Consider the following 12196-nt stretch of genomic DNA (forward strand, 5'->3'; position numbering starts at 1 on the left):
GGACACGTTCCCCCGGTCCCGCCCGCGCCCCGCAATCCCTCACTCCTCGGCGCTCACCAGTAGACGACGACTTTGTCGCCGTTCCTCACCTGCGCGAACAGTTCCGCGATCGCCGCCTCGTCCCGCACGTTGACGCAGCCGTGGGAGCCGCCGGCGTAACCGCGCGCGGCGAAGTCGTACGAGTAGTGCACCGCCTGGCCCCCGCTGAAGAACATCGCGTAGGGCATGGGGGAGTCGTAGAGCGTCGACACATGGTGCCGTGACTTCCAGTAGACGTGGAACACGCCCTCCCGGGTCGGGGTGTACTGCGTGCCGAAGCGGACGGCCATGGTGGACACCGTCCGCCCGTCGATCATCCAGCGCAGTGTCCGGGTGGTCTTGCTGATGCACACCGCCCGGCCGGTCAGGCAGCGCGGGTCCGGCGCGGCGGCCGGCTGACCGCCCATCAGGTACAGCTCCCACGTGCCCGGCTGGTGCGTCATGCCGATGAGCCGTCGCCAGGTGACGGTGTCGGTCCGGCCGGTCTGCGGCAGTCCGCGCTTGCGCTGGAAGCCCTTGACGGCCTGCTCGGTCAGATCGTCGTAGGTCCCCGTCGGCCCGTCGAAGAGCCAGTCGATCTGCCGCAGCCGGGCCTGTAGCTCGCGTACGTCCGTGCCGCTGTCGCCGCGCGCCCACAGCACGTCGGCCGGCGCGGGGGCGGGGCCGGCGCTCGACTCCGGGGCCGCCGGGGCGGACGCCCGGCTGCTCGGCAGCCGGATGTGCACCGGTGAGCGCTGCTTGCCGTCGGCGTCCGGGGCCCGCACCGTGCAGCCGCAGAGGGCGGCGAGCGCGACGGTGGAGCAGAGTGCGGCGGTCGAGCGTCCGATGCGGCTCATGCCCCAGATGCTTCCCAGCGTGACCGCCGCCGAACAACGGGGCATGGTGAGGAGTACCGAACGCAACTCGGAGGCACACACCATGGCGCGTGAGTCGGAGTCCGGACTGCCGATCGAGCCGGTCTACGGGCCGCAGGACCTGTCCGGCTGGGATCCGGCCGGGAAGCTGGGCGAGCCGGGCGCATACCCCTTCACCAGGGGCGTGTACCCCAGCATGTACACCGGCCGGCCCTGGACCATGCGCCAGTACGCCGGTTTCGGCACCGCCACCGAGTCCAACGCCCGCTACCGGCAGCTGATCGAGCACGGCACGACGGGCCTGTCCGTCGCCTTCGACCTGCCCACCCAGATGGGCCACGACTCCGACGCGCCCCTCGCCCACGGCGAGGTCGGCAAGGTCGGCGTGGCCATCGACTCGATCGACGACATGCGGGTGCTGTTCGGCGGGATCCCGCTGGGCGAGGTCTCGACGTCCATGACGATCAACGCGCCGGCGGCCCTGCTGCTGCTCCTCTACCAACTGGTGGCGGAGGAACAGGGCGTGCCGGCGGACCGGCTGACCGGCACGATCCAGAACGACGTCCTGAAGGAGTACATCGCGCGCGGCACGTACATCTTCCCGCCGAAGCCCTCCTTGCGGCTCATCGCCGACATCTTCAAGTACTGCAAGGCCGAGATCCCCAGGTGGAACACCATCTCGATCTCCGGCTACCACATGGCCGAGGCGGGCGCCTCGCCCGCGCAGGAGATCGCCTTCACCCTCGCGGACGGCATCGAGTACGTCCGTACGGCGGTCGCGGCCGGCATGGACGTCGACGACTTCGCGCCCCGCCTGTCCTTCTTCTTCGTCGCCCGTACGACGATCCTGGAGGAGGTCGCCAAGTTCCGGGCCGCGCGCCGGATCTGGGCCCGGGTGATGAGGGAGGAGTTCGGCGCGCGGGACCCCAAGTCGCTGATGCTGCGCTTCCACACCCAGACGGCGGGCGTCCAGCTGACGGCCCAGCAGCCCGAGGTGAACCTCGTCCGGGTCGCCGTCCAGGCCCTGGCGGCGGTGCTCGGCGGCACGCAGTCCCTGCACACCAACTCCTTCGACGAGGCGCTCGCGCTCCCCACGGACAAGAGCGCCCGGCTCGCCCTGCGCACCCAGCAGGTGCTGGCCCACGAGACCGACGTGACCGCGACCGTCGACCCGTTCGCGGGCTCGTACGCCGTCGAGCGGATGACGGACGACGTGGAGGCGGCGGCCCTGGACCTGATGCGGAGGGTCGAGGACCTGGGCGGCGCGGTCGCGGCGATCGAGCGGGGCTTCCAGAAGGAGGAGATCGAGCGCAACGCGTACCGCATCGCCCAGGAGACGGACGCGGGTGAGCGGGTCGTCGTGGGCGTGAACCGCTTCCGGTTCGACGAGGAGGAACCGTACGAGCCGCTCCGCGTGGACCCGGCGATCGAGGCCCAGCAGGCGGAGCGGCTCGCCCGGCTGCGGGCGGAGCGGGACCAGGAGGCGGTGGACTCGGCCCTGGCCGCGCTGAAGAAGGCGGCGGAGGGGGAGGACAACGTGCTGTACCCGATGAAGGAGGCGTTGCGGGGGCGGGCGACGGTGGGGGAGGTGTGCAATGCGCTGCGGGAGGTTTGGGGGAGTTACGTGCCTAGCGATGCGTTCTGAGCTGGGGGGTTCCTCCGAATGAGTGATCGGGGACGAAGCCCGCACGCCCCCGGTTACTCTCGTTGCAGAGTGGGCCCCGAAGAGGGGGACGCCATGGCCGTACTGCAGCAGGAGCTGACCCTGGGCGAGGCTGCCGACATGCTCGCCCGTGCACTGCCTGGCCACCGCGTGGAGATTCTCCAGGGGAGGCTCACTGCGACACCGCCGCCGGACGGCTCGCACGCTCTGTCGTTGACCAAGGCGTGCCGGGCGCTGGACCTCGCCGGTATCGAGGGAAGCGGGGCGGAGCGGGTCCAAGGCGTCGGCCTCTGGCTGCCAACACTTCCCGAAGACTTCGCGATCCCCGATCTCTCCATCGTGGACGAGGACTTTCGAGACGCCCACGTCACCAAGAACTACTACGCCCCCGACGTCTTCCGCATGGTCGTGGAAGTGACGTCGTCGAACTGGTCCGACGATCTCGGCCCCAAGGTCGAGTGTTACGCCCAAGCCGGCATCCGGACCTACCTCGTCGCGGACCGCAAGCACGGTGAGGTGCTGCTCCACACCGAACCGGTCGACGGCAAGTACCCCGAGCCCCAGCGGTTCAAGCGCGGCCAGAGCGTGCCCGTCCCGAAGTCCGTCGGTGTCCACCTGGAACTCCCGGTGGACACCCTCCTCGACGGGTGATCGCCCGTGAGCTGAGCCTCACCTGCGGCGCACACGCGTGAGGTACTCCCCGAGCCCCGCCTCCGAGTCCCCCGCCCAGCCGACGTAACCGTCCGGGCGGACCAGGAACACTCCCGGGCCGTACGACTCGGGGGCGGCCGGAAGCTCCCGTACCCCCGCGACGGGCGCCGCCGCCCCGAGCAGCGTCCAGTGCGGCCCCCGGAACGCGTCGAACAGCCGCACCCCGTCCACCGTGCCGTCGGGCGCCCGGTCACCCGCCCCTACGCCGGACGGGGCGGCACGCCTGTCCTCGCTCAGGGAGGACTCCGGATACCCCAGGCCGAGCTGGACCGTCGCCTTCCCCCGCCGCACCTCGCCGCGGTGCACGCCCGTCGACAGGCCCAGCATGGCCTCGGCGTTGGGGCGCCGCTCCTCCTCGTAGGTGTCCAGCAGCGCCTCGGGCGCCCCGTCCCGCAGCACCGCACCCAGCTTCCAGCCCAGGTTGTACGCGTCCTGGACGCTGGTGTTCAGCCCCTGCCCGCCGGCCGGTGAGTGCACGTGCGCGGCGTCGCCCGCGAGGAACACGCGGCCCACCCGGAAGCGGTCCGCGAGCGCCGCCCGGGGCCGGAAGGCCGAGGCCCAGCGCAGCTCGGTGACGTCCTCGGCGTCCAGGTGCGTGTACGCGGCGACCAGCTCGCGGATGCCGTCCAGGGTCAGCTCCGGCTCGGCGCCCCCCGGCAACCTCGCGGACAGCTGGAAGTCGTCCGTGCCGGCGAGCGGGCACAGCGCGAGGCCGGTGCCGTCGGCCCCGGGGAACGTGTGCCAGTACTCCCGGTCGAGACCCTTCACCCGCACGTCCGCCACCAGGAACGGGCTCGGGTCGACCGTCTCGCCGGTCATCCCCACACCCACCGCCCGCCGCACGGCCGACCGCCCGCCGTCGGCCGCGACGACGTACCGCGCGCGGGCGGTCCTGCCGTCGGCGAACCGGACGCTCACGCCCTCGGCGTCCTGCTCCAGACCCGTCACCTCGCGTCCGAAGGCCACCTGTCCGCCCAGCTCCACCAGCCGCGCGTACAGGACCTCCTGCGTCCGCCACTGCGGCACCATCAACGGCTCGGTGTACGGCGCGCCCTCCTCCGCCGCCACGGCCTCGAACATCGGCTGCTCGCCGACCCGTTCGCCGTCCTTCCAGATCATCCGCACCGGGTAGGGCCCGCCCGCCGCGCGGATCGCGTCGAGGACGCCGAGGTCGTCGAAGACCTCCTGCGTGCGCGGCTGGATTCCCTTGCCGCGCGATCCGGGGAACAGCCGGTCCGCGCGCTCCACGACCAGTGCGTCCACCCCGCGCCGGGCGAGGTCGATCCCCAGGGCCAGTCCGGTGGGGCCCGCCCCCACGATCAGGACATCCATCACGAGTCTCCTTAACGTTGTTAAGTGCCGTCGACGACGAGAGTGCCCTTAACGCTGTTAAGCTGTCAAGCGTGAGTACGGAACGCCGAGCGCCCCTCGACCGCACCCGGGTCGCGGACACCGCCCTGAAGCTGCTGAACGAGGTGGGCCTGGAGGGCCTGACCCTGCGCGCCATCGCCAATGAACTGGGCGTCAAGGCGCCCGCCCTGTACTGGCACTTCAAGGACAAGCAGGCGCTGCTCGACGAGATGGCGACGGAGATGTACCGCCGGATGGTCGCCGGCACCGCGCTCGACCCCGCCGACACCTGGCAGGAGCGGCTGCTGAAGGCGAACCGCGGGCTGCGCGCCGCACTGCTCGGCTACCGCGACGGTGCGAAGGTCTTCAGCGGCTCACGCTTCACCGGCGTCGACCACGGGCGCGAGATGGAGGCGACCCTGCGCCTCTTCACGGCCGCCGGCTTCACCCTGCCGCAGACGGTCCAGGCGGCGCGGACCGCGAACATGTACACCATCGGCTTCGTCACCGAGGAGCAGGGCGTGCGGCCCCTCCCGGACGAGCGCCGGGAGGGCTACGACATCGAGGAACGCGCCCGGCGGATGGCCGACTACCCACTGGCGGCCGAGGCCGGGAAGCTGCTCTTCGACGACTACGACGACCAGTTCGAGGAAGGCCTGGCGCTGGTGATCGACGGGATCCGGGCGCGCTACGGCGTCGACTGAGACGCCGGCGAGGAGTTCAGCGTCACCTTCGCCAGCGCCGCCCGCATCCTCGGGGTCAGCGGCTTCTCCACATAGCGGTTCATCAGCCAGGCGAGGAGCAGCATGAAGGCGATCGTCAGCAGGAAGGCCCCGTAGGACGGGATGTGCAGGCTGCGGTGCAGGACCTTGATGACCACCCAGCCCAGGTGCTCGTGGACCAGGTAGAAGGGGTAGGTCAGCGCCCCGGCCACCGTCAGCCAGCGCCAGTTCGCCCAGTGCAGCCAGCCGAGGGCGATCGCCGCGACCGCGAGGAAGCCGAGCGTCACCACCAGGATGATGCCGAACGAGGTGCGGTGGGCGAAGGCGTGCGGGTCCGAGGCGTTCCACAGGCCGCGCACCGCGTAGTGCTGCCCGATCAGCCAGCTGACGGCCACGATGCCCCAGGCGTAGACGTCACTCCGGTCGCGGTGGACGAGATAGAGGCCGACGCCGCCGACGAAGAACGGCGCGTACTCCGGCATCAGCACGATGTCGAGCAGCGGCTGGTGCGCGCCCTGCGCGATCGCCGCCGCGAGGATCCAGCCCGCGCAGAAGAAGATCACGCGCCGCCGGCTCGCCCCGGGCAGCACGACCAGCAGCGCGAAGAGGGCGTAGAAGCGGATCTCCGCCCACAGCGTCCAGCACACCCCGAGCACCCGCTCCACGCCCAGCGGCTGCTGGAGCATGGTCAGGTTCACCAGGGCGTCGCTGGGCGACACCGCCTTGAAGGTGACCGCGGGCAGCGCGAACACCGCCGTCACGAGCACGATCGCCACCCAGTAGGCGGGCAGGAGCCGGGACGCGCGGGAGGCGAAGAACGACTTCAGGGGCCGGCCCCAGCCGCTCATGCAGATCACGAACCCGCTGATCACGAAAAAGACCTGGACCCCCAGGCAGCCGTACGCGAAATACGTGTGCAGGGTGGGGAACTGGTGCTGCGCGGAACTCCCCCAGGCCTTGGTGACATCGCCGCCCCGGCCGCCGTAGTGGTACGCGGCCACCATCAGCGCGGCGATCAGCCGCAGCCCGTCCAGTGCCCGCAGTCGCGGCTCAGGCCGGGGCCCGGCCCGCTCCGGCCGACGGGAAATCTCGATCGCCGGTGGGGCGGTCATGCTGGTCACGAAATTCCCCTCGACGGCCGTTCCTGTGGGTGTACCAAGGCACATTAGTCCGATTCACAGACATGCCTTGGTTGACGACCCAACGATTAGCCGCCCGGTCCCGGGGCGTTCACCTGAATGTCGTTTTAGCTTTCTAATTTTTTCCAGAATCCCCCCACGGAACAGTAAACCCACCTGATCAAAGCTTTGCTTGGCAAAGAACCAGGAGTGTCATGACGACGGTCCAGAAGAGGCGTGCACGTGCGCGTGGCGGGGAGCTGGACGACTGCCTGCGCGCCTGCGCGGTGCACAGCGGCAAGCTGGTCGGCAGCATCGACCGGCGCCGCATCGAACTCGCCGAGCAGCTGCGCAAGTTGCTCGTGGTGTGGGGCACCACCGGCACGGCCGCCGCCGCGCCCGCGCCGGCCGGCGCCACCGCGCTGCTCAAGCGTGCCGTCAAGGGCACGGCCGCTCCGGCCGGGGGGATCGCCGGAGAACTGCTCGACGCCCTGCTCGCGGTCGCCAACAAGGCCCTCGAGTGCGGCTACGACGACGAACTCAGCCTCGCACTCGTCATCAGCGACACCGTGCTCGCCCAGCGCAAGAACTCCCGCGCCGGCTGGCGGCTGCGCGCCCGCCTGCTGGAGACCCTCGGCGACGAGGACGAGGCGCTGGAGGCGTACGAGAAATACCTCGCCCTCACCGACGACGACGGCTTCGGCGTCCGCACCCGGATCGCCGGACTGCGCCTCGCCGGCGAGAAGGAGCGCGAGCTGCTCGGCCTGCTGCGCCGCCAGAACCCGCGCGCCGGGGAGTTCACCCGCCGCCCCGCCACCGACGTGTGGGCCGAGGGCCTGGCCGCGCACGCCGTCGGCGACTGGACCGAGGCCGAGCCGCGCCTCGTGGGAGCGCTCCTCGGGCTCGCCGCCGACGACGCCCCGGTGGCCGACCGGCAGGAGCTGCTCAGCCAGTACCTGGACCTGCGCACCACCGTCCCCGGCGTCGACCTCGCCGCGCTCACCGAGGCCCTCGCCCTCTACGCCGAGCAGCGCCGCGCCCGGATGCGCGGCCCGGTCGCCGACCCGACCATCGGCGGGGTGCACTGGATGAGCCTCGGCGAGTTCCGCAACCAGATCGCCGGCAAGTCCATCTGCCTGATCGCCAACTCCGGTCGCGTCGGCGCCAGTTCGATGGGCGCCGAGATCGACGCCTACGACCTGGTGGTCCGCTTCAACTCGTACCGGATCGACCCGGGGCACACCGGCAGCCGCACCGACATCCACGCCACCATCCACAAGCACGGCTTCAACTGGGACAAGCAGGTCACCACCCGGCTCGTCTTCGGCGGCGTCTCCGGCGACTGGAAGTACTCGCTGCGCAACCGCCTGGTGCCCGGCGCCCAGACCCACCTCGGCGACGAGTCGCTGCGCTGGCCCGTGCGCAACATCGGCAAGCTCGGCTCCGACGTCTGGTCGGGCATCCCGACCACCGGCTTCAACATGCTCTGGCTGCTGGACTTCCTCGACGTCAGTCCGAAGCTCGACCTGATCGGCTTCGACTTCTACGAGAGCGGCGCCTACCGCGTCCAGGAAGCGATGAAGCTGGCCATCACCTCCGTGCACGAATACACCAGCGAGAAGGCATGGGTCATGGAGCGGGCCCAGAGCGTGACCGACATGAGGATTGCCCTGCGATGACCATCACCTCCCCGAACACGGCCGCCACCCAGGCCCCCCTGACCGACACGCACGCGCTCACCGGCAAGCGGCGCATCGCCTTCGCCTCCTACGTCGACGAGAACTACCTGCCCGGCTTCCTCGTCCTGCTGCGCAGCCTCGCCCTGTCCAACCCGGGCGTGTGCGAGGACTTCGTCGTCCTCTACGACGACCTGCGCCCCGGCTCGATCGCGAAGATCCGCGCCCTGCACCCGCGCATCGTGCTGCGCCGTGTCGACGCCGACCACTACGACTCGTACAAGAAGGGCGACCAGGACAACTACCTGGTCCGCAAGGCGTACTTCATCCTGGACGTGTTCCGGATCCGCGAGTACGACACCGTCATCACCCTCGACACCGACATGGTCGTCCTCGGCGACCTGGGCGAACTGCTCCAGCTCCGGGAGGGGCTGGCCGCCGTCCCGCAGTTCTTCTACGGGCAGCACAAGCTCAACTCCGGCCTGCTGGTCATCCAGCGCGAGTACCTCAGCGACGCGTTCTGCGCCAAGCTGGACGCCACCGGCCGCAGCGGCGACTACGAGCTCGACAAGCACGACCAGGGCATCCTGAACGCCGTCCTGGACGGCGACTTCATCCGCCTCGACGCCCGCTACAACTTCGTCAAGCGGCGGCTGTCCGGCGACCTGCCCGTCCCCGAGGACACCGCGATCCTGCACTTCACGGGCCGCCACAAGCCCTGGCAGGGCGGCGAGGCCGGCTACAGCCAGGCCGAGGACCGCTGGCGCGAGTTCGAGCTGTCCGACGCCGACTTCCACGCCGCCTACCTCGCCTCCTCCGGCGGCCTCCACCACGACCTGCTCGTCCACTACGGCACCCCGCACATCGCCCGCACCGGCGACGTCGAGACCGCCCGCAAGGTCGCCGCCGCACACATCGGCGCCGGCGACTACCAGGACGCCGTGGACATCCTCAGCGGTGTCCGCATCCCGCTCGACGAGGCCTGGCCGCACGAGGTCCTCGGCCATGCCCTGATGAGCGTCTCCCGGTACGAGGAGGCCAAGGCCCAGCTGCTGCTGGCCACCGCCGCCCCCAACCGGGCCGCCACCTCGTACGCCCGGCTCGCCCAGATCGCCTGGGTGCACGGCGACAACACACAGGCCCTCAAGCACGCCACGGCCGGCATCTCCGTCGACCCCACCCACCGCTCCAGCCGCCTGTGGGCGCAGCGCGCCTCCGCCGTGCCGTCCCAGGAGCAGGGCAGCGCCGAGGACCAGCTCGCGCACGTCGCCTTCTACATGGACCGGCAGGGCAACGCGGGCGACAAGCTGCTCCCGGAGAGCGTCCGGCTCGCCTTCGGACCCGAAACCGGCTCCCGCCGCTGGCACCCGGTGCACGCCCACCGCCTCTTCGACGAGGCCGCCCTCACGCGGGTCAACGCCCGCCGCGGCCTGGTCATCGGCGGCGGCGGCCTGTTCATCCCGGACACCATGCCCAACGGCAACAGCGCCTGGCAGTGGAACGTCCCGGACGAGCTGCTGAACCGCATCGACGTGCCGATCGCGGTCTTCGCCGTGGGCTTCAACGCCTTCGACGGCCAGTCCTACCGCGCCAACCGGTTCCGGGAGTCGCTGCGCCTGCTCGTGGAGAAGTCCTCCTTCTTCGGGCTGCGCAACCACGGCTCGATCGAGAAGGTCCGGGCGATGCTCCCGGCCCACCTGCACGACAAGGTGCGCTTCCAGCCCTGCCCCACGACGGTCACCCGGCAGCTGGTGGCGGGCTGGCAGGACCCGGCCCGCCGCGACGACACCATCCTGATCAACGCGGCCTACGACCGGGCGGGCCTGCGCTTCGGCCACGACTACGGCTACTTCCTGGCCCAGATGGCGCAGGCCGTCCGGGACCTGGGCGAGCTGGCCGAGGTGCGGTGCGCGGCGCACTCCCTCGACGACGAGAAGATCGCCTTCGACCTGCGGCGCGAGCACGGCATCTCGATGCCCGTCATCCCGATGTACGACTTCGACAACGACCAGATCCGCGACCTGTACGCGCGCACCAAGCTGGTGATCGGCATGCGCGGCCACGCCGGAATGATCCCGTTCGGCTGCGGCACGCCCATCATCAGCCTGATCTCGCACCCGAAGATGGCGTACTTCCTGCGCGACATCGAACGGCCCGAGTGGGGCGTGTCCGTGCACGACCGCCACCTCGCCGCCCGGCTGGTCGAGCGCTCGAAGGACCTGCTCGCCGACCACGCGAAGACGGTCGCCGACGTGCACGGCCGGCAGCAGGAGCTGTGGAAGACCACCGAGGCGAACGCGGCCGACCTGCGGATCATCCTGGGCGGCTGAACATGGCGACAGCCCTGGCCGGCGATCCGCCGGTCGCCGTCCGGCCGCGCCCGGGCGACCGCCGCTCACCCCTGTGGTGGGCGGCGGTCGCCCTGCCGTCCGCGGCCGCCGTGGTGTACACCGTGGTCACCCGGCGGCTGACCGGTGACCTCCACTACGTCCTCGCCGCCCTCCGTACCGGCCGCGCGGCCGGCTACTCGCCGTCTGAGGTCTTCACCCACCGGCCGTTCTTCTACCGCTGGTTCGTGGCCGGCCTCGACCGGATCGCCTTCGGCGGTACCGCGGTGCGCGAGGCCCTGATGGGGGCGGCGGGCGTCCTGCTCGCCGCCGCTGCCGCGTACGCCCTGTACGTGGCCCTGCTGCGCCGGGTCACCGGGCGCGAGGCCGCACTCACGGCGGGCGCGACCGGGCTCGCCCTGGCCCTCGCGCCCCGCAACGACTTCCTCCAGCCGGAGTGGGCGGCGGTCGTGCTGGCGGTGGTCGCCGTCGCCGCCGCCGTCGGTCCCGAGCGGCCTTGGCGGGCGGCGCTCCTCGCCGCGGTGCCGCTCGGGCTCGCGGTGACGATGAAGTACTCCACCGCCGCCACCGCCGCCATCGGCGTGCTGCTGGTCTACGCCGTCGACCGGGGCAGGGCCGTCCGGCTCGCCGTGCTCGGCGTACCGGCCGCGGTGGCTCTGCTGGCGCTCAGTCTCCTCACCGGCTCCCACGAGGGGCAGTGGATGGAGGACATGCCGCTGATCAACCAGTCGGCGCTCAGCCGTACCGGCATCCACCCGGGGTTCATCCTCGAGCGCTCGGTGGACTTCCTGGCCGACCGGGCCGTCGCCAGTCCGGTGCTGCTGCTCCTGCCCGGGGCGCTGCTACTGCTCCTGGCCCGGGTGCGCGGGCGCCGGCGGCGGGCCGAACTGCTCGGGGTGGCGCTGCTGATCGGCCTGGCCGCCCAGGCGGTCGTGGTGGTGCAGGGCAACTGGTTCCTGTACCACGCGGCCCAGCTGCCGGTGCTGGCCGCCGCGGCCTGGGGCCTGGCCGTGGGCGGCGCCCGTCGCTCGCCGCCGTGGTGCTTCGGCGCCGTGTCCCTCGGGTACGGCGTCCTGCCCGTGCTGTACGCCGGAGCGCCGGAGGGCGTGCAGCGGCCGTGGGTGGTCTGGACGGCGGGCCTGGTGGCGTTGCTCGCGGCGCTGGCGGACGCCCTGCTGGAGAGAAGGCGGCCCGCGCGGGGAGTGCGGTCCGCCGTGCTGGTCGCGCTGACCGGCGTGGTGTGCCTGACCGCGAGCATCTGGCCCGGCTCCCCGCACCTGGTGCTGCACGGCAGGGTCACGATGACCAGCGCCGACTACCTGACCGAGATGCGGCGCACCCAGCAGGAGGCCGACCGGCTGCGGGCGCGGATGCCCGCCGGCGCCCCGGTGCTGTACCTGGCCTTCGGCGACACGACGTACTACGTCGACCACCCGGCCCGGTGCCGCTACCCGATCGCCACCTTCCTCCAGCGCACCCGCTACCTCCCGGACGTCGCCGACCTGCCGTCGTTCAAGGAGAACGCCGACTGCGTCGACCACCACCCCGCCCCGTACGCGGTGCTGGAGCGGCGCTGGTTCCGGCCGGGCAAGGTGAATCAGGAACTCTGGCGGCGTGTCACCGCCGTGTACGACTGCCCGCGCGGTGACGCCGGGGCCAGGATGGTCCTGTGCGTGCGCAAGAGCGGCGCCGGGCAGCACGGCTGACCCGGTGTC

General features: G+C 71.4%; 9 protein-coding genes. 6 read left to right on the forward strand and 3 right to left on the reverse strand.

The window, feature by feature from the left end:
- Positions 1–53: 53 nt before the first annotated feature.
- Positions 54–875 carry a L,D-transpeptidase family protein gene (locus tag ACWGJM_RS08580; protein ID WP_453410899.1) on the reverse strand — a complete coding sequence of 274 codons (822 nt, stop codon included), beginning with the start codon at positions 873–875 and terminating at the stop codon, positions 54–56.
- Between the two features lie 82 nt (positions 876–957).
- Here ACWGJM_RS08580 and ACWGJM_RS08585 point away from each other — a divergent pair, with 82 nt between their 5' ends.
- Positions 958–2538, forward strand: a complete 1581-nt coding sequence (locus tag ACWGJM_RS08585) for an acyl-CoA mutase large subunit family protein (protein ID WP_453410956.1) — start codon at positions 958–960, stop codon at positions 2536–2538.
- A gap of 93 nt (positions 2539–2631) precedes the next feature.
- On the forward strand, positions 2632–3207 hold the full coding sequence (locus ACWGJM_RS08590) for a Uma2 family endonuclease (protein WP_453410900.1): 576 nt from the start codon (positions 2632–2634) through the stop codon (positions 3205–3207).
- 18 nt (positions 3208–3225) lie between these two features.
- Here ACWGJM_RS08590 and ACWGJM_RS08595 read toward each other — a convergent pair whose 3' ends face one another.
- Positions 3226–4599, reverse strand: a complete 1374-nt coding sequence (locus ACWGJM_RS08595; protein WP_453410901.1) for an FAD-dependent monooxygenase — start codon at positions 4597–4599, stop codon at positions 3226–3228.
- A 71-nt stretch (positions 4600–4670) separates the two neighbouring features.
- Here ACWGJM_RS08595 and ACWGJM_RS08600 point away from each other — a divergent pair, with 71 nt between their 5' ends.
- Positions 4671–5321 carry a TetR/AcrR family transcriptional regulator C-terminal domain-containing protein gene (locus ACWGJM_RS08600; RefSeq protein ID WP_453410902.1) on the forward strand — a complete coding sequence of 217 codons (651 nt, stop codon included), beginning with the start codon at positions 4671–4673 and terminating at the stop codon, positions 5319–5321.
- Here ACWGJM_RS08600 and ACWGJM_RS08605 read toward each other — a convergent pair.
- A complete protein-coding gene (locus tag ACWGJM_RS08605) occupies positions 5306–6451 on the reverse strand; it encodes an acyltransferase family protein (protein WP_453410957.1) in 1146 nt (381 codons plus the stop codon). The two genes, ACWGJM_RS08600 and ACWGJM_RS08605, sit on opposite strands and share 16 nt — an antisense overlap.
- A 221-nt stretch (positions 6452–6672) precedes the next feature.
- Between ACWGJM_RS08605 and ACWGJM_RS08610 the strand changes: the two genes are divergently transcribed.
- From ACWGJM_RS08610 to ACWGJM_RS08620, 3 genes are read left to right on the forward strand one after another with little or no spacing between them, the layout of a single operon-like run.
- Positions 6673–8136 carry a glycosyltransferase family 29 protein gene (locus tag ACWGJM_RS08610; protein WP_453410903.1) on the forward strand — a complete coding sequence of 488 codons (1464 nt, stop codon included), beginning with the start codon at positions 6673–6675 and terminating at the stop codon, positions 8134–8136.
- Positions 8133–10463 (forward strand): glycosyltransferase, encoded by a 2331-nt coding sequence (locus ACWGJM_RS08615; RefSeq protein WP_453410904.1) that lies wholly within the window; start codon positions 8133–8135, stop codon positions 10461–10463. Before ACWGJM_RS08610 ends, ACWGJM_RS08615 begins: the two co-directional genes overlap by 4 nt.
- A gap of 2 nt (positions 10464–10465) precedes the next feature.
- On the forward strand, positions 10466–12187 hold the full coding sequence (locus tag ACWGJM_RS08620) for a hypothetical protein (RefSeq protein WP_453410905.1): 1722 nt from the start codon (positions 10466–10468) through the stop codon (positions 12185–12187).
- Positions 12188–12196 lie beyond the last annotated feature (9 nt).

This window comes from Streptomyces sp. NPDC054834 (genome assembly GCF_053611185.1).